21 protein-coding genes and 4 pseudogenes are annotated in these 16,723 nt (G+C 68.4%); 16 read left to right on the forward strand and 9 right to left on the reverse strand.

The features are described from left to right. Positions 1 to 8: 8 nt before the first annotated feature. The gene (locus GTY58_RS02520) at positions 9 to 404 is read left to right on the forward strand and encodes a DUF2267 domain-containing protein (RefSeq protein ID WP_010981898.1); all 396 of its coding nucleotides are present in this window, start codon (positions 9 to 11) and stop codon (positions 402 to 404) included. A 79-nt stretch (positions 405 to 483) separates the two neighbouring features. Here the strand turns inward: GTY58_RS02520 and GTY58_RS39365 are convergent, their stop codons facing one another. From GTY58_RS39365 to GTY58_RS02535, 3 genes are all read right to left on the reverse strand, one after another. Then, positions 484 to 1,005 (reverse strand): DUF6300 family protein, encoded by a 522-nt coding sequence (locus GTY58_RS39365; RefSeq protein WP_338058980.1) that lies wholly within the window; start codon positions 1,003 to 1,005, stop codon positions 484 to 486. Positions 1,006 to 1,306: 301 nt separating this feature from the next. Continuing rightward, positions 1,307 to 1,621 (reverse strand): hypothetical protein, encoded by a 315-nt coding sequence (locus GTY58_RS02530; RefSeq protein WP_010981900.1) that lies wholly within the window; start codon positions 1,619 to 1,621, stop codon positions 1,307 to 1,309. Positions 1,622 to 2,125: 504 nt separating this feature from the next. After that, entirely contained in the window at positions 2,126 to 2,422 is a 297-nt protein-coding gene (locus tag GTY58_RS02535; protein WP_174514666.1) for a hypothetical protein, read from the reverse strand. 379 nt (positions 2,423 to 2,801) lie between these two features. Between GTY58_RS02535 and GTY58_RS02540 the strand changes: the two genes are divergently transcribed. The 10 genes and pseudogenes from GTY58_RS02540 to GTY58_RS02580 all read left to right on the forward strand — a co-directional run bounded on the left by GTY58_RS02540 (position 2,802) and on the right by GTY58_RS02580 (position 10,480). Next, positions 2,802 to 3,299, forward strand: coding sequence for a cupin domain-containing protein (locus GTY58_RS02540; RefSeq protein ID WP_010982316.1), 498 nt, complete (start codon positions 2,802 to 2,804; stop codon positions 3,297 to 3,299). A gap of 467 nt (positions 3,300 to 3,766) precedes the next feature. Beyond that, positions 3,767 to 3,862, forward strand: a pseudogene (locus GTY58_RS02545). A 168-nt stretch (positions 3,863 to 4,030) separates the two neighbouring features. Then, positions 4,031 to 4,159 (forward strand): hypothetical protein, encoded by a 129-nt coding sequence (locus tag GTY58_RS41230; RefSeq protein ID WP_255253766.1) that lies wholly within the window; start codon positions 4,031 to 4,033, stop codon positions 4,157 to 4,159. 1,133 nt (positions 4,160 to 5,292) lie between these two features. Continuing rightward, positions 5,293 to 5,649 carry a hypothetical protein gene (locus GTY58_RS02555; protein WP_237528702.1) on the forward strand — a complete coding sequence of 119 codons (357 nt, stop codon included), beginning with the start codon at positions 5,293 to 5,295 and terminating at the stop codon, positions 5,647 to 5,649. Positions 5,650 to 5,735: 86 nt separating this feature from the next. After that, a complete protein-coding gene (locus GTY58_RS02560; protein ID WP_237528703.1) occupies positions 5,736 to 6,032 on the forward strand; it encodes a tail fiber domain-containing protein in 297 nt (98 codons plus the stop codon). Between the two features lie 207 nt (positions 6,033 to 6,239). Then, a complete protein-coding gene (locus tag GTY58_RS02565) occupies positions 6,240 to 6,911 on the forward strand; it encodes a 2OG-Fe(II) oxygenase (RefSeq protein WP_010981906.1) in 672 nt (223 codons plus the stop codon). Positions 6,912 to 7,213: 302 nt separating this feature from the next. Then, on the forward strand, positions 7,214 to 7,345 hold the full coding sequence (locus GTY58_RS41235) for a hypothetical protein (protein WP_255253768.1): 132 nt from the start codon (positions 7,214 to 7,216) through the stop codon (positions 7,343 to 7,345). 105 nt (positions 7,346 to 7,450) lie between these two features. Beyond that, a complete protein-coding gene (locus tag GTY58_RS02570) occupies positions 7,451 to 8,656 on the forward strand; it encodes a lipase (protein WP_010981907.1) in 1,206 nt (401 codons plus the stop codon). A gap of 399 nt (positions 8,657 to 9,055) precedes the next feature. Next, positions 9,056 to 9,535 carry a transposase family protein gene (locus GTY58_RS02575; protein ID WP_237528704.1) on the forward strand — a complete coding sequence of 160 codons (480 nt, stop codon included), beginning with the start codon at positions 9,056 to 9,058 and terminating at the stop codon, positions 9,533 to 9,535. Between the two features lie 378 nt (positions 9,536 to 9,913). Further along, positions 9,914 to 10,480 carry a dihydrofolate reductase family protein gene (locus GTY58_RS02580; RefSeq protein ID WP_010981909.1) on the forward strand — a complete coding sequence of 189 codons (567 nt, stop codon included), beginning with the start codon at positions 9,914 to 9,916 and terminating at the stop codon, positions 10,478 to 10,480. A 209-nt stretch (positions 10,481 to 10,689) separates the two neighbouring features. Here GTY58_RS02580 and GTY58_RS41510 read toward each other — a convergent pair. Both GTY58_RS41510 and GTY58_RS40240 read right to left on the reverse strand, forming a co-directional pair. Next, positions 10,690 to 10,878, reverse strand: a pseudogene (locus GTY58_RS41510) (helix-turn-helix domain-containing protein); the annotation flags it as partial. 895 nt (positions 10,879 to 11,773) lie between these two features. Then, positions 11,774 to 12,085: an AraC family transcriptional regulator gene (locus GTY58_RS40240; RefSeq protein WP_237528705.1), complete on the reverse strand. Its 312-nt coding sequence runs from the start codon at positions 12,083 to 12,085 to the stop codon at positions 11,774 to 11,776. Here GTY58_RS40240 and GTY58_RS40245 point away from each other — a divergent pair. After that, positions 12,018 to 12,314, forward strand: a complete 297-nt coding sequence (locus GTY58_RS40245; RefSeq protein WP_037651849.1) for a hypothetical protein — start codon at positions 12,018 to 12,020, stop codon at positions 12,312 to 12,314. The genes GTY58_RS40240 and GTY58_RS40245 overlap by 68 nt on opposite strands. A gap of 1 nt (position 12,315) precedes the next feature. Beyond that, positions 12,316 to 12,649: pseudogene (locus GTY58_RS02595) on the forward strand (alkene reductase); the annotation flags it as partial. Positions 12,650 to 13,340: 691 nt separating this feature from the next. On the opposite strand, the gene GTY58_RS02600 reads toward GTY58_RS02595, so the two are convergent. The 3 genes from GTY58_RS02600 to GTY58_RS02610 form a co-directional block, all read right to left on the reverse strand. Then, positions 13,341 to 14,156, reverse strand: coding sequence for a class I SAM-dependent methyltransferase (locus tag GTY58_RS02600; RefSeq protein WP_037651877.1), 816 nt, complete (start codon positions 14,154 to 14,156; stop codon positions 13,341 to 13,343). A gap of 141 nt (positions 14,157 to 14,297) precedes the next feature. Next, entirely contained in the window at positions 14,298 to 14,444 is a 147-nt protein-coding gene (locus tag GTY58_RS02605) for a hypothetical protein (protein ID WP_010981913.1), read from the reverse strand. Between the two features lie 17 nt (positions 14,445 to 14,461). Then, entirely contained in the window at positions 14,462 to 14,902 is a 441-nt protein-coding gene (locus tag GTY58_RS02610) for a VOC family protein (protein ID WP_030185481.1), read from the reverse strand. Between the two features lie 225 nt (positions 14,903 to 15,127). Between GTY58_RS02610 and GTY58_RS02615 the strand changes: the two are divergent. Further along, positions 15,128 to 15,460: pseudogene (locus GTY58_RS02615) on the forward strand (MFS transporter); the annotation flags it as partial. Between the two features lie 85 nt (positions 15,461 to 15,545). After that, entirely contained in the window at positions 15,546 to 15,803 is a 258-nt protein-coding gene (locus GTY58_RS02620) for a hypothetical protein (protein WP_010981915.1), read from the forward strand. 34 nt (positions 15,804 to 15,837) lie between these two features. Here the strand turns inward: GTY58_RS02620 and GTY58_RS02625 are convergent, their stop codons facing one another. Beyond that, positions 15,838 to 16,254 carry a hypothetical protein gene (locus GTY58_RS02625; RefSeq protein ID WP_197586424.1) on the reverse strand — a complete coding sequence of 139 codons (417 nt, stop codon included), beginning with the start codon at positions 16,252 to 16,254 and terminating at the stop codon, positions 15,838 to 15,840. Positions 16,255 to 16,363: 109 nt separating this feature from the next. Here GTY58_RS02625 and GTY58_RS02630 point away from each other — a divergent pair, with 109 nt between their 5' ends. Then, positions 16,364 to 16,711: an HAD-IA family hydrolase gene (locus tag GTY58_RS02630; RefSeq protein WP_338059015.1), complete on the forward strand. Its 348-nt coding sequence runs from the start codon at positions 16,364 to 16,366 to the stop codon at positions 16,709 to 16,711. Positions 16,712 to 16,723 lie beyond the last annotated feature (12 nt).

Raw genomic sequence — 16,723 nt, forward strand, 5'->3', positions numbered from 1 at the left:
GAGCAGCGATGGTGATGCGATGGGAGGCGTTCCTTCACCAGGTCAAGGAACGCGGCGACTACGAGACCACCAGGGAAGCCGAGCGGGCGGCCCGCACCGTGCTGGCGCTGCTGGGCGCGCACCTGGTGGGCGAGGTGCGGGCGGAACTGGCCGCTCGGCTGCCGGAGAGTCTGGCGCTCGTGCTGCTCAATCCGCTCCAGGCGCGCGAGCCGCTATCCCCCGAGCGGTTCGTCAGGGCTACTGCGGCATGGATCGAGGGAGCCACCGAACAGACCGCGGCCTGGGACGTGAGCGCCGTGCTCAGCGTCGCAGCGGATGCGGCGGGCGACGAACTCACCCGCCACATCCTGCTCCAGCTCCCAGCGGGCTACGACCTGCTGTTCGGCCACCCCCACCCCGTCTGACCCACGCACAGGCAGTACCCCTCCTTCTGCCCCCCGGGCCGCCGGCGGCCCGGGGGGCCTCATGAGAAAGACAACCGCGTCAGCGATGATCCCCCAGCAGCAGCCACACCGCCTGAAGCTGCGTGCGCTGCTCAGAGCCGGCGTTCGCCAACTCGGTGCGCAGAGCGTCGCGTTCCTGCTGGCGCTGGTCGATCTCAGGGAATTCGCCGGCCGTGCCTGGATTCATGAGGTCGCGGGCGGCTGCCTCATCATGCTCCAGGCCGGGGGCGGAGGTGGCCGCGTCCACGTCGGTCCCAGGCCAGTACCAGCCGTACTCGGCCATCGCCTCTCCCGTCCATTCCATCAGCAGTCGGGCGCCCTCCTCGCTCCGTTCCGTGTCGTGCCCGCCGCCCGAGGCGAACCAGAACAGAAGTGCGCCGGCTGCGGGCTTCTCAGCGTCGCACGCACTGCACAGCTGGAGTTGGATCGGCCGACCGTCGGTGTCGTTCTTTGGCGCGACGACGCTCACGATCAGGTCTCCGCCGCACCGGGAGCACTGCGGTAGCAGGCCAGACGTCTCAAGACGGTACACTCCGCTCCTTACTGAACGCGTGAGCACCACCCAAGGTCCTGTGACATGCAACGTCAACCCTTGCGGCCGCGGGTTATGTCGCCCGCCCGGCGCCGAACACCCTGTCAGGCAGGGGCGTCGGCGGCCGCAGGCTGCCCGGTGCTGTCGTCTTTCGGGGCAAGGGCGGTGGTCATGGTTCGGAACCAAGTTCTAGTCACCAACATTGCCCCGTGAGAGCGGGGCCTGGGCGCGGCCGTTGTGACTGAGCGCCCTAGTGGCCCGCCTGGCCAGATGCGGGCTCAGTTGGGTGCGATGTCCCGTCCGCTGCCCAAGGCCTCGAAGACGCTGGCCGTCAGATTCCGGCGGCCTGCAGTTGGGCGAAGGTGCCGACCTTCGCCGACCATGCCTGCTGATCCGGTACAGCACGCCAGCCGATCAGCGAGTCGGGGGTGACAGTGTCGGGCCAGATCATGTAGCCGAGCATGACGAGTTCGCACCCCGCCGCATGTGCGGCGTCGACCGGGAATGTCGGCCAGTCGGGCCAGTGTGAGAGGTCCTTCTGGGCGAGGGGCTCGAAGCTGCCATCCCGGATCACTTGCAGGAGATAGCCGCTGTCCGCGGCCTTGCAGATGGCAGTGAGATCACGGCGGCAGTTCTCAGTTGTCATGGCAGAACGCTAAGGGAAACGCCGTGCTGGCGGAGCGTCGGGTACATGCCCCTGCATGAGTCCCCGATGCCGGAGCCGTGTCGAGAGCGCCGTCAGCAGCAAGGGGACATGGGCGGCTGCGCCATCTGCCGCATCGCGTTCAGCGGCCGACGGCAGTTGGCGATCGCGTCGTACGCGCTGCCCAGAGGCTGATAGCAGTAGGCCTGGTGGCGAGCGGACCACAACCCTCTCCAGGCTGCGTACGGTGCCATGGCGTCCAACCATGAGCAGGTGCCGAGCTCCCGGACACCCGTACCGGACCAGCGGGGGCGCCGCCGTTACCCGGCGCTGGTCCGCGGTAGCCGGTCACCGCCGTGGCTTGGAACGTGGCTGTAGCGTTCCCGGTGTCGGTCACCGTCACCTACGCATCGGGGGCGCCGCGGGGCTTGGGGGACGCTTGTCTCCTCCGCCCACGCGACAACCCTCCCCCTTGCCTTGGGCCGTGCTTTAGCCGAACCGAACTGGTCAGGTGTAGTCGATGCTGCTGACAGCGCTGCTGCCGTCGCCACCGGCGGTAGCGTTGCCGGTCCTCTCCGTCTGCGCCGATCCGCTGCCCCGGCCCTGCGGGCACTCAACGCCGGTGACAGCCGTGCCTCCGCCGCTCGCGCGCGCCACTCCGGTCCGCGCGGCCGTGTCGTCCGTGCGGCTTGCCGGGTGCTGGAACAGCGCCCCGATCAGGGCCGCGACGCCGACGGCGGCCTGGATGGAGGCCCCGACCAGCTGCCCCGCATCGGGGCTGTCCAGCAGCCAGATCAACGGCATGGAGAGAACCCCGGCCGCCGCCAGCACGATGACCGTGACTTACCGCCCCTGTGACATGCCGCCCCTCCCTCGCCCCAACGCATCCGCTGCCAGTCGGCTGACGGTCCACTCCTTGTGGCGGGGTGTAGTCGGATGGGCGCCCCTGTTTCATGACATGGGCCGGGGCCTGGAGGACAAGGGCTCTACGCACGTGGGGAAGTTCTCCGAGGACGCGGACTCCGTCGGCCATGCCCTCGATGCGCGCCCCGCGCACCGGCCGCTAGATTGACCCATGATTTCACGCCTTCAATGCACCCTCACATGGGTCTCTCCGGAGCCTAGATTCAGTGGTGTCGCCGGGAACACCGGTCGGCGCAACTACTGAGCCCCAGGAGTGACCATGACGTTCACCAGTGCCCCGAAGCCCGTCCTCGTCCGCGCCGGCGAGGCCGAGACACTGCAGGACGGTGCAACCAGCCTGATCACGCTGCTGGCCGACGCGAACACCACCGGCAGTGCGCTGACCGCCAACCGCGCGACGCTGCACAAGGGCTCGCCCGGTGCTCCCGCACACTTCCACACCCGGGCAACCGAGATGTTCTACGTGCTCAGCGGATCCATGCGGATCCTGCTCGACGACCAGGTCCTCACGCTCGGCCAGGGCGACTTTCTGACCGTCCCGCCGACCGTGCCGCATGCCTTCGCCCCGGCCCCGGACAGCGAGGCCGAGATGCTCGTCGTCTTCACTCCGGGGATGGACCGGTTCGACTACTACCGGCTGCTGGAGCGGGTGTACCAGGGCGAGGCCTCGGTACAGGACATCCGCGACAGCTCCGAGCAGTTCGACAACCACTACTTCGAGAGCCCCGTCTGGCAGCAGGAACTCGCCCGGCGCTGAACTCACGATCCGATCGCCTCCCGCAGAGCCCGGGCAAGGGCGGCCCGGCATGAACCCGTCCCGGCCGGCTCAAGGGCGGTGGCGTCCGGGTCGCAGGCCGGGGCCGCAGGTGTGGTGAGGTCGCAGGTTCAAATCCTGCCCCGCTACCAACGCACCGGCCCCCTCGACACCAACGTCGAGCGGGCCGCAAGCCATGTTCGTTGGCATAGCGCAGCCTCACCGCCTGGTCATCGTCGGCCGGGGCCGTCCGCCGGCGACGTCGCCGCCGAGGTGGAATTGGCCGAAGCCGGTGCCGTGGGTGAGGCCCAGGCGTCGGAGCAGAAGTCGCGCCCCGCGCGCCAAGCCGCACGCACGATCGGATCCCCCTCAGTCGGCAACACGAGTCAGCTGCTCATCAGGTCCCCGTCAGCAAGCCCTGCCACTGTGGTTCACGTGAGCGGCGCCGGCACCACCGGGGGCGCGAACGAGGAGAGGTGCCCGGAGTGGTTGATCGGGGACCAGCGAGCACGCCTCAAGGTCGGGCCCCCGCGGGGCCCACGCAGGTTCGAATCCTGCCCTCTCCGCCCCACAGAACACCCGGTCGGGCCTCACCTTGCCTCCGCAGGGCCGTGGCGGTGCCGGCCGCTGGTCAGTTCGTACAGGTGTCGAGCATGGTCGACAGCGCCGACTTCTCGTCGTCGGTGGTGGTCAGCTTGAAGACGGATTTGATGTGCGTGTAGTCCTTGGCGTACGTGCACCAGAAGGCATGGTTCGTCGGCTTTCAGTCCGCCGGCCCACTGTCCGACTTCGAACTGTTTGACGACCCGAAGGCGATCAGCAGCAGCGGGATCCTTCAGGCGTTCCCGAAGGCCTTGCGCTGATCAGCGGTCCAGGTGTCGGCGCCGGAGCGCCAGGCCTCGGCGAGAGGGACCATGTGGTCGATCGTGGCCTGGGCGACGTCGGTGACCGTGGTGTCGCCGTAGACCGAGTACCAGGACCCGGACGCCGGCTGGCAGTGGTCGGGCTTGTCCTGGACGTCCTTGCCGTCACGAGCCAGGACAGCCTGGCGGTCGTGCAGCCGTCGGCTAGCCGCCTGAAGCCCCTACTGTCTCCGTCACCTCTGCCACGCACTCTGAAGGGGGAATAAAGGACTGGGCCCCCTCGTCGGTGGTGAACTCGGCCTCAGCCAGGACCAGACTCTGCAGGGGACCGTCGAAGACGTCGACGCCCAAGGGAGGCACGCTGAAACGCGTCTTTGTCGGCGATCACACGGGTGACCGTTACCGTCCACGGCTTCGGAGGTTCAGCCAGCAGGAACCGTCTCTCACGCTCAACGCGTCCATACTTCCCCGGGCAAACCGACTGACCTTGAACTCCACCGGCCTTGTCCATCATGAGCACAGCTTCTCAGCTGCTTCTCCCTGCGCGGCCACATCAAGACCACAGACCCCGATCTCGCGCCCTTCCGGATACTGCCAAGTCCAGTGAGAAGAGCCCGAGGCCAGTATCGGCGAAGATGACGAACCACAGCTCAGCGATCCGCCCCTCACCATGCTCGATGACACACTCGTGCTCTGCTGATCATTCGTCAGAGCACGTGACACTCCAGCGGCGGAACCGTGTCACCCCAAGATGACAACTCCCAGCTCAGAGACCTTCGGTCAGCGAACCTCGATGAGAACGGACACTGACCAAGTCAGCTCCCCCGGCCGACAGTTCACCCGATAGAAGGCATCTCCGATCTTCACGCAGTATCGCCTGGCGGGCGCCCTTACAGTCTGTGTGCCGTCCGGATGAGACGGCGTCCGTCGCTGACACATGGGAGTGGGACGTGAGGTCTTCGGGGCGTATGGCTGTCTCGGCAATGGCCGTGGCTATGGCGGCGCTGGGAGTAGGAAGTGGTGCCCCCGCGTCCGCCGCCCCCACGGCGACGCCGTCGTGCAGCGGGACGGAATGCCTCAGTCTGAAGCCGACCAGGCTCACGGCCAGCCAGGCCAGCCTGAATGTCACTCAGATGCAATTGGAGAACATCAACGCGATGGCGTCCGACGCGGTGACCGGGGAGCCCATTCGCGGCGCGAAGATCGTGTTCGCCACCACGGGCGGCAGGACGCTGGGGACGGCCTACACGGACTACGACGGCATCGCTGCGATCGCTGCTCCGGAGAACCTGGGCCCCGGAACCCTCCAGGAACTGCTGGGCGGCTACGAAGCCGCAATGGTCGGCGACGGCGTTCACGCCCCGGCCGGGGCCCACGGAGCGATCACGATCGGCACTGACCAGGGCCCCGGTGTCCCGGGCAGCCCATGCGCCGTCTGCAGCGACCGTGCGCTCAAGCAAGACGTGGTCCCGGTCGACTGGAGCCGGTAGCGGTGCGAATCTTCCGTCGGCGGTCTCGGACGGCTGACCGCGGTGACCCGGCACGGCTTCGAGCCGAGACGCGGGAGAGCAGCGGTGTGGCGCCGGTCGGCCCGGTCAACGGCTACGCGGTCCTGGAGACCGTGGCCGCGCTGCCCATCAGTACCTGGCGCTACCTCTGGGAGCCAGAAGGCGTACGTCACTTGGGGCCGATGGCCCAGGACTGGCACGCCGCCTTCGGCTTCAACCAGGACGACACCACCATCCCCGTCGTCGACGGCCTCGGCGTCGCCCTGGTGTGCATCCAGGCACTGCACCGCCGCGTGGAAGAGCTCACGGCTGAAATGGATCGTCTGCGACAAGCCGCGAGCGTGAACACGTCCGGGGCCGCGTGACGACGCCAGATGGCCTGTTGTGATGTTCCAGCACTCGGCCGGGGAAGGCCAGTGGCCACAGTCGCCCGCCCTCGCCGAGCGCGGCCCGCGGTCGCCATCTCTTCCCTCAGAAGGCTGGAGGAGTCGGCCCCTGCGGAACACTCATCGCGATCCAGAAGGCAGGACACCTTGGCACGACACGACACTGTGACGGGACCATCCCAGGCGATGGATCACCGGTCACCGGTGTGTACGGACGCGGTCTGGCGGCTTCCGGTGACGGTCTGTCGCATCACACAGTTCCTGGGTGAGCAGACGGCCGGCGCCCTACTGGAGCGCGCCATCGACTCCGCCGGCGACACGTTGCAGCCCTCCATGATCCGCGACCGAGAGGTGGTCCCCGACTTTCGCCGGTCCCGCTCGCGCCACGACTTCGCCGCACCCGAGCTGATGGCAGCCATCGACGAGGTGCTGGAGGCGGTCGAGCACACTCTCGGAGTCTCCTGCCAGCACACCGAACCCAGCTACAGCCTCAACGCGCACAACGACGGCGACTTTTACCGGCCGCACCAGGACACCAGCGCCGAGTTCGCCCCCCGTCGTCTGCTCACATTCGTGTACTACCTGCATCGCACACCCCGGCCTTTCGATGGGGGCGAGCTGCGTGTGTTCGACGCGGCTCTGCCACTGCACACCGAGACAGCCGGGAGATGGCAGGAACGCACCTGGCGGGACTGGGAACCCGAGCACGACAGCATCGTGTTCTTCCTCCCCACTGCCTGGCATGAGGTACGGCCGGTCAGCTGCCCGAGCAAGCAGCACGCGGACAGCCGATTCGCCATCAACGGCTGGCTGTGCAGCCCCGACCCCGCGAACCGCGGGAATGACGCGAGCCCGTGAGACACATCGTCGCCGAGTCCGACTGGCGGGATGCGTCCCGTCAGCCGGGCTCGTTCGAGACGAGGGCACGTGAGCTCCCGGGACTCGAGCGTCCGGCCCGTTGGCCCGGTCGGTCAACCTTCAGTGGCAGAAACACGCGCCGGTCAACGTTCGGTGTCAATCGGTCAAGGTTCAGTGTCACGGGACACAGGGCGTACGGAGGTGGCCTCTGACACGAGATCTTGACCGTTTGCCAAACGATCTTGACGCGATTTCCGCTGGCCAAAGGTGGCCACCTTCGCGGGCTCTGCTCCTCAGCGACGGTGAGCGACCACGTGGGGTACGAGTCGTGGCTGGAGCGGGACCGGTTGATCCTGCTGGACCGCGAGCTCGAGGTGATCGGGATGGCCTCACAACCGGATGACACCGCCGACCGCATCAGCCCCAGGGTGTAAACCCGTGGGCCGATGCTGCGCGGGAGGGGCACGTGACAGCGTTCCCCTGTGCCCACGGACCAGCCGCAGCGGCACGGTTGACGATCCGTCACCACGGGAGGGGCCATGACCACCACGCCGTTCATCAGCCGGAAGGGCATGACGCGCCGGAGCATGCTGGGAGCCGCGCTGGCCGCTGTGCCGCTCGCCGCCGTTGCCGGCCCCGCGTGGGCCGACCCGGCCGCCCCCGCCGTGACGCGGCTCATGCTGCCCGTGCCGACCGGGCCGCACCCGGTGGGCACGGTCCAGCTGCACCTCGTCGACCGGTCGCGTCCGGACGACATCGCGGGCCCCGGGCACTTCCGCGAGCTGATGGCCACCGTCTGGTACCCCGCCCGGGACGTTCAGCGGTACCCGGTGGCGCCCTGGATGCCAGCCGGCGCACTTCAGGCGTTCCTCGCCGACGCCGGGTTCAGCGCTCTGGTCCGCCTGGGGCCGCTCACTGCCGGCCACGTGGGCGCTCCGGTGCGGCGATCGGGCCGACGGCTGCCCGTCGTCGTGTTCTCGCATGGCGCGCACAGCCACCAGGGCGACCACACCGTCATGGTCCAAGAGCTCGCCAGCCATGGATACGCGGCTGTGACGGTGGCTCACCAATACGACACGTACACCGAGTTCCCCGACGGCCGGATAGCCGTCCCGCTCCACGACGGGCAGGCGCCGACGCTGCCCGGGGACTTCGCTGCTGACCTGCGCTTCGTCCTCGACTGCGTCGAGCAGCTCGCCGCCGGGTGCAATCCCGACGTCGACCACAGGGAGCTGCCGGCCGGGCTGCTCGGCTCCCTCGACCCGCGGCGCGTGGGCGCGTTCGGCTGGTCGAAGGGCGGGACGGCCACCGCCTGCGCCACGCTCGCGGACGAGCGCATCCGGGCCGGGCTGAGCCTCGACGGCCCGATGCAGATGAACCCGCCACTGGCCGGCGACTTGGACCGGCCGTTCATGATGATGTCCGCCGTGTTTACCCGGGCCACGGATCCCGAGGCCGCCGCATTCTGGTCGCACCTGCGGGGCTGGCGGCTGAACATTCAGGCCCAGGGCGCCGTCCACGTCTCGTACGGCGACAATGAGGCGCTGTTCCCGCAGGTGGCGAAGCTGCTCGGATGGAGCGGGCAGCAGCTCCAGGACGTGATCGGCACCCTCGATCCCGACCAGGCGGTGAAGATCCAGCAGGCATACCCGCTCGCGTTCTTCGACGAGCACCTGCGCCACCGTCGGGGGCACCTGCTCGACGGCCCGTCCCCAGCCTTCCCGGCAGTGACGTTCCTCCCCTGAGTACCGCAGCACCGCGTTTTCTCACAGGCTCTTGAGGGAGCAGGACGACGCTGTGCGCCTCACAGGAGCGGGAGCGGTGGGCTACAGGACGGTGCCGTGCTGGGCGCGGCGGTCGCCGGACGTAGCGGCGGGCGACGAGGCCGTTCTCGAGGGTCTCGCCGATCTGCTCGCACAGCGGCGCCAGGACGTCGGCCGCGTCGGTGTCGGAGAGGTAGGCCGGGGCGACTTCGAGCATCAGCTCCCCGATCGCGTGCGTACTGCAGCGAGGTCGTCGACGACGGCGCGCAGCCCGGCGAGCGTAGGATCCGCCGGCGGATCGGCGGGCGCCGGCGGCGGGGCGGTGCGGACGTCACGGACGGCCTGGCGGACCACCGGGCGCACCGTCGGCTCATCGAGCGGATGGAGGCCGCTGGGGGCGAGCGTGGCGAGTCGGCGGGTGATCAACTCCGGACGTCGCCGCGATGGATCGACGGCACCGGGATCCGGGTCCGCCGCCCGGCCGACGGGCGCAAGGACCGGGAGAAGTTCATCTCCGGCAAGAACAAGCAGAACGCCGTCAAGTTCATGGCCGTCACGGACGCTGACGGGCGGCTGCTCTTCTGCAGCCCGGCCGAGCCCGCCAGCTGCACGGACATCACCCATGCCCGACAGTTCAGCCTGGTCAAGCTCCTGGCCAACGGGCCGGTCGTGGAGATCCTTGCCGACGCCGGCTACCAGGGACTGGGCGCTCAGACAGGAGGGTGTGTAGTGACACCACCGCACCGCAAGTGCAAGAAGAACCCGCCGGACTGGTACGAAGAGATGCATGAACGCCTGCGCAAAGCCCACTCCTCCCGGCGTATCCGTGTGGAGCACGGCATCGCGCACCTGAAGAACTAATCCTTCCCAAGAGCACCCGGCAGGAGCCTCGCAGTTCCTCGGATGTTCGAGTCGGGTGCTGGATGTATGCCGGGCCGTTGAGGGCGTTGGTGACGTCGCCGACCAGTGATGCGGGGTCTCGCCGCTCGTGACATGTCGATCTTGCGTGACCTGGGCGTTCTTGGCTGTCTCACGGCCTTGTCACCCATGATCAGTCTCAAATCCGTGGCATTTCCTCGCGAGGGCGAGGTCGAGATCAGGCGGCTTGTCCGAGTCGGCCGAGTACCCCACGCCGAGCCCCGAGCACGAGGGCTACCGGCGAGCCCAGATCGCGCACCGATGAGTTTCCCGCGCCGCGCTGGTCTATACGCCGGACACCCACGAACGGAAGGCTGAGCCATGCGGAAACTGATCTACGGCATGAACCTGACCCTGGACGGCTACATCGCCGCGGCCGGCGACGACATCGGCTGGAGCGGACCGCCGAGCGACGAGCTGTTCCAGTGGTGGCTCGACCAGGAGCGGGCGATCAGCCTGTTGCTGTATGGGCGCAAGCTGTGGGAGACCATGAGCGCCTACTGGCCGACTGGCGACCAGCAGCCCAACGCCACCCCAGCGGAGATCGAGTTCGCGCGGAACTGGCGGGACACGCCGAAGGTGGTGTTCTCCTCGACGGTCGACAAGGTCGACTGGAACACTCGCCTGGTCTCCGGCGACGCGGTCGCGGAGATCACTCGGCTCAAGGCCGAGGACGGTGGGCCGATGAGGGTCGGTGGCGCAGCGCTCGCAGGGGCGGCGATGCGGGCCGGGCTGATCGACGAGTACGCGATCGTCACCCATCCGGTCCTGGTGGGTAGCGGCACACCGTTCTTCACCGCGCTGGACAGCTGGGCGAGCCTGAACCTGGTGGAGACACGGACGTTTCCCGGCGGCGTGGTCCTGACCAGGTACGAGACGAGGCGCTGAACGCGGTGGTCGAGCGGTAGGACAGCGACGACGACCAGCGACGGATCGGGTCACGTCCACAGACCGTCGGCGAGCAGTTCGCGGTCGAACAACCGCTGCGGGTATCGGAGCGGGTGCGGACGCTGCTGCGGGTCACGCTGTACGCGGTCGTCCGTGACGGCGCGGTGCGGGAGCTGGCCCGAGTCGCAGCCGAGGAGTGTTCCCTCGCGCGCCTGCTCAGCCTCGGACAGGACCTGATGATCACCCGCACGCCGGCCCCGCGGACGGGACAGCTGCGCGTCTCGGCCACCCGCCTGTCACCTCGCCCACCACTTGTCCACGGCCCTGACCGACACTCTGAACAGGGCGGCAACCTCCGACCGGCCCCGGCCCTCCACCAACGCGGAAACCGCCAGCAAACGCACAGCCTCCTGTGCGTCCGGTGACCAGGTCCACGCATCCCCCACCTGATCACTCACACACCGTCAACGAGCGCGAACACAAAGCGTTTCAGATCAATGGTGCACCAATCAGTCTCACCATCGCCTCGCACGAGAGATGCGCCGCGAACTGCGACGACGGTGTCCCTCGGTGCGCAGAAGGTCCCTTACACGGAATCCCTGGTGTGCACGCGGTTCGTCCTGTTCGATGAGTGCCCGGGCAACGCGTAGAGCTGGTTCCTCGCCCGCTGCTTCGAGGGGTTGCTCGCCGTCGGCGTGGGGGGAGTCGTCTCGTTCGCCGACCCCGTTCCCCGTCGGACCGCTTCCGGGGCCCTGGTCCTGGCGGGGCACTCCAGGACGATCTATCAGGCGACGCACGCGGTGTACGCCGGCCGGGCGACCGCGCGCACGGTGAAGCTCCTGCCGACGGCACCGTCTTCCACGAGCGGGCGGCGCAGAAGTTCCGCCGCCTGGAGCAGGGTTACGAGTACGCCGCGACCCGGCCGTCTGGCCCCGTGAGTCCCTGACCGCCGTCGACACCCGCAACCGGCGCCATCTCGGCGCGCACCGCTTCTGCGGACGGCACGGCGCCTCGGTGTTCGCCCTGAACCCGTACGCCGCCCGGATCTCACCCCGGTGGCACTTGACCGCCTTGGCCTGCCAGTCGTAGGCGGCCCACTTTCACTGCTCTCGAACCGCTCCGCCCGTCGGCCGACCCGCCGCAAGCCGAGCACCGAACTGGTGCTCGCCTGGCATGCTGCCTGCTGATCACCTACCAGCCGACCCGTCAGGCCGGCACGTCCTGACCTCAATCGCGTACCGAGTCGCAAGCGAGGGCGGCCCACGGGAGCGCCTGACTTGAGGACGCGGCCGCTCACCCAGGCGCGGAGAGTCTTGGAGCCGCACCGCCGGTCGCATCGGCCGTGGCCTGCCATTCGCGCGGCGACATGCCGTAGGCGGCGCGGAACGCCCGGCTGAAGTGGGCGGGGCTGACGAAGCCCCACCGCGGACACGGCCGGCCTGCTCCGGCGGGGGCGGCTGAGCTCGCGGCCGCACTCCTTGAGACGACGGCCGCGGATCCATCCGTTGACCGTCGTCCCCTCGGCCTGGAACAGGCGTTGCAGGTGGCGTACGGAGATGTGGTGGTGGGCGGCGATTGCTTCCGCCGACAGGGCCGGATCCGCAAGGTGTGCGTTGATGAAGTGCCGGATCCGCTGCAGCAGGGTCTGCCGGCCGGCGTCCGTCGGGGCGGCATCCCGGCCGAGCCGTTCGGTGACGACCGTCGTGAGCAGGTCTCCCACATTGCGGGCGAGCAATTCACCGACCTCGGGGCTGTACGTCCCGGCTTCGGCGGCCAGACTCGACAGGAACGGCGCCGGTTGGAGCCGGTCGCGATGAACTGGTGGATGAGGTAGCCGCACCGACGCCTGGGGCGGCTCCGTCGAGGGCCGCATCAAGTTCACCGTCGAGGTCACCAAGGCCGTCACCGCAGAGATCGGCTCCAGCGCACCGGCCTGCGGATCTCGCCCGGCACCACGTTCAACGACATCGAGGAGAGCGACCCGGAGGCGACGTACACCGCCCTGGTCGAGCCATCGAGCCACTCGGCCTGGCGTACCGGCACGTCGTGGAGAGCGCCCTGGACAACCGCGAGCTGACCCTCGCCCTGCGCAAGTGCTTCTCAGGCGCCTTCGTGCTCAACCCTTCGACCGAGGGCCCGACCGGCCCCGACGAGCTCACCCTGATCGAGTAGACACGGCCCTTGCGCTGGGCGTACTCGTCCACGCCGGCCACGCGGAGTACAGCGGTGGCGGGGTCCGGAAGCGAGGCGATCAGCCTCAACAGGGTGTTCCGGCTGACCGGAACCTTGAAGGCGTCCGTCATCCGGGCGCCGGCCCGGCCCTCGAGCGCAAGACCGACCGACACCAGCGTCGACCGCAGCCGCTCGGTCCGTCGCCCGAACCTGCGGGTGAGACCGGGTACTTGCTCGGCGAAGGTCATGCGCTCGCAGGATTCCTCCTCGCAGACGAACCTCCGCACCCGCAACGGCACCACGACGCACTTGCCCGGCGTCGGCAGATCACGAGGAAATCGCAGGTAGGAGCCTTGTATTCGCCCCGCCCAGTATGCGCACCCCACACAGGCCGCCCGCCCTGCGGTCGTACGGGCCTCGACCCTGACGACCGTGCCGATCACCTCGACCGATTCCACCAACACGCCCTCGACCGAGGAAAACAGCAGCTCGTTCAACTGCGGCAGCACTTCGTTCACGGCGAAGGACTGTCGACCACACCACCGTCCAGCCTGGCGATTTTCGGGCGAACTTTAGTGGTCGTAGGCGGTCAGTGCGCGCACAACTGGCTGGCCGCGAATGAACCTGGCTCCACACTCCACTCATCAGGTCCCATTGGAATCGATCATCTAGGGAACCGGGAGGCGCTCTACCGGCGGACCGCCGAGATCAGTCCGCCGGGCCGCTCCTCGCGCTGCGGCGGGGTGCTGATCGGGCGGCCGTAGGCGGCAGCGCGCTCGCGCAGGGTGTGACTGTCGGCCTCCCAGCCGTGCCCGGCCAGCCAGCCCACCGGGTCGTCGGGCATCTCCGAGACCCACATGGACGCCGCCGATCCCGGCGCGGCGTCCGCGCCGAAGCGCTCGATCACGCCGCGCGAGCCCAACGTCAGCCCCATCCGACTGCCTGCCGCCGACTGCGCGCTGATCCGGGCCAGCAGCAGCTCCACCGCGTCCTCGGGCAGATAGATCAGCAGTCCTTCGGCGATCCACACGGTCGGCACGGCCGGGTCATGCCCTACGGCGGCCAGCGCGCCTGGCCAGTCCTCACGCAGATCCACCGCGACGGTGATCCGCTCGCAGCGTGCGTCGGCCCGTTCCTGGCGCAGCACCGAAGCCTTGAAGTCCAGTGGCGCGGCGGTGTCGACCTCGAACAGCCGGGTGCCCTCGGGCCAGTCCATCCGGAAGGCCCGGCTGTCCATGCCGGCGCCGAGCAGCACGACCTGCCGGACCCCGGACGCGGAGGCCTGCTGCAACAGGTCGTCGAGGAACTTCGTCCTGATGACGATGGAGAACGACACGGTCAGCCGGCGGCGTCGCGCGGCTTCGTCATCGGGCAGCGGCGGCGAGGAGGGCCACAGGCCGCCGGCGGTGGCGAAGGCCTGTGCCAGTGGGTCGCGGAACAGCGCGTTCTCCCGCTCGGTCTCCAGCGCCCGCACCCTGGCCACCCCCACCGCCGTGGCCCACACGCCCGACGGCTGCACCCGCTCCTGCTCATCAGTCACCACGCCAGCCTAGAAGATCGATTCCAGGAGGCCTGATGAAGGGAGCCAGCTTCATGCGCGGCCAGCCAGACACTCAGATGTGTCTCACCTACTGGTGCCGTCGTTTCAGGAGCCTGTGCGCGAGGGTGGCCACGGGAGTTTGGGGGCGTTCTTCGTCGTAGACATGCCGATATGCGACCGGGTCACGTCACGGGCCAGCAGCTCCTGGCTGATCGGGCGGTTCAGAACCTCGATGATCTCGTTCGGCTGCATGGTTCGGTTTCTCCTTCTCAGCGCAGTTGCTCGGCCAGTCCGACGATGATGCCCTCCGGGCCGCGGAGGTAGCAGAGCAGATAGCTGTCCTCGAACCGGGCGATCTCGCCGACGAGTTCGGCGCCGTGAGGGCGCAGGCGGGCAACGGTGTCCTCGATGTCGTCGACGGCGAACATGACGCGGTGCGTGCCGAGAATGTTGTGCGGCCGGTTGCGCGGCCCGGCGCTGATCACCGCGGGGCTGCGGTACTTCGCCAGCTCGAGCCGGCTGTGACCGTCCGGGGTCCGGACCATCGCGATGTCACAGCGGACGCCGTCGAGTCCGGTGCACTGGTCGGCGAACAGGCCCTCGACCTCCGCCCTGCCCTCCAGCTCCATACCGAGTTCCACGAAGAACGCGATGGCGGCATCCAGGTCCTCGACGACGATGCCGACGTTGTCCATCCGCTGAATCGCCATGCAGGTTTCTCCTTCTTCCTTGTGCGGCCGGTGGTGGCCGCTGCTGTCCCTGGGACGGAGCCAGTGGCACGTTCTCGACATTGTCAGACCGCCGAACTCCGAAAAATCTGGATCGCGCCTCAGCACCCCTACAGCAGACCCGCGAGCCAGGCGCCACCACCGTGGGTGAGTGCGGCGCAGGTGGCCGCTCCCATGAAGACGATCAGCCGCAGCGGCTCGCTTCGGGCCGCCGCCGTCGTCCGCGCCGGTGCCGCCCTCGCAGCAACCGGACTCGGCGCCGGCCTGCTCATCGACTCCGCCCCGGCCTCCCTGATCGGGTGGATGGCGCTCGGCCTCTGACTGTCAACTACGGTGCCGTCCCTGATCAGCGCCGCAGGACGCGGCGGCCCCCGAGCCGTCGGCGCCGTCGCTGCAACCGGATATCTCGGCCCGCTCACAGGGCCTGCCGTGATCGGAGCGCTCGCCTCGCTCAGCAGCCTGTCCGTAGCCCTCGCCCTGCCCGTCCTGCTGACGGCAGTTGTCGCCCTTTCCGCCCATCGAGCATTGGAACCCCGATGACCGCACCTTTCCCCACACCTGTCCCAAGGCTCGAGGCCCTGATCCTCGGCTACCACGGCGTCATCGGCAAGCAACCCACCAGCAGATGTGGCTACGGCTGGCCGCACTCGCCGGATGGCCCGCCGATCAGACCGCCAACTTCGAGATCGAGTTCTGGGCACGCCGCGCGCTGTACGACGCCGGCGAGATCAGCACCCACACCTTCTGGAGCGGCATGCTGTACGGCCAACTGACCGCCCCGCCGGGCAGCACCCTGCTCTACGCACTGCGCAGCACCGACGCCGAGATGTGGACCCACACCGACGAGGACGTCGTCCGGGTGTCCTGTCTCACTGAAGGTTGACCGATCTCACCGAAGATTGATCAGTGCCTTCCGATCAGCGCAGGCGTGTAAGCCGCAATAGGGCTTCGTTGCGGACATCGGGGTCTCTGTCCGCTGCCAAGGTCCGAAGCTGCACGATCAGCTCGTCGCCGTCCTGTCCGGTCGCCCAGCGTGGGTCACAGTCCAGCTCCGCAGCGAGCTGATCGGCGGTTCCCTGGTCAGAGGCGACTGTACGGGCAGCGAGCACGGCACGCAGGCCAGCCAGATCTCTCCGAGCCAAGAGAGCTGACGCAGTATCTGAGGTTACGCCGGTGTCCTGAGCGTCTAGCAACAGACGGTGCAGGACATCGGCGACACCCTCAATCTGCCGTGTTGCCGCCAGACGTCGTCCCGCGGCAGCCCTCACAGACCAGGCCGGCGATTCCGCTGCCGCGATCGCGTCGCGAAGCCCTTGCTCGGTGAAGTCGTACACACCACCAGGCTGCCAGCGGGATGTCTCGATCACGCTTCGTTGAGACAACACCGCAGCGGTCAATCTTCGGTGAGATTGGTCAACCTTCAGTGAGACAGGACACCGGGTCCTGCAAGCAGCACACGCAGGCGGCCTTCGGATGACTCTTCTGTCGAATGTCCCGCACCCGCTTGCGGAGGCACTCGACCTCTCTGCCTGGTGCAGCACCCTGATGACGAGGACCGTCTACTCCGCCCGGCTCGGCGTGAACAAGCCGGACCCGCGTGCATACGAGGCCGCCGTCGTGGCTGCCGGGTTGCCCCACCCGGAAAATACTCTCTTCGTCGACGACAGGCTTGAGAACTGCGCTGTCGCCGCCCAGCTCGGTCTGCGAACGCTCCATTTCAACGGTGACAGCCAGGCACTCGCTTCTCACATCCCGCAGATGGTTCCTGCGACGGGGATCCGCAGGAACTGACCGGCTCCCGCC

The organism is Streptomyces sp. SID5469, from assembly GCF_009862865.1.
Taxonomy (GTDB): domain Bacteria; phylum Actinomycetota; class Actinomycetes; order Streptomycetales; family Streptomycetaceae; genus Streptomyces; species Streptomyces avermitilis.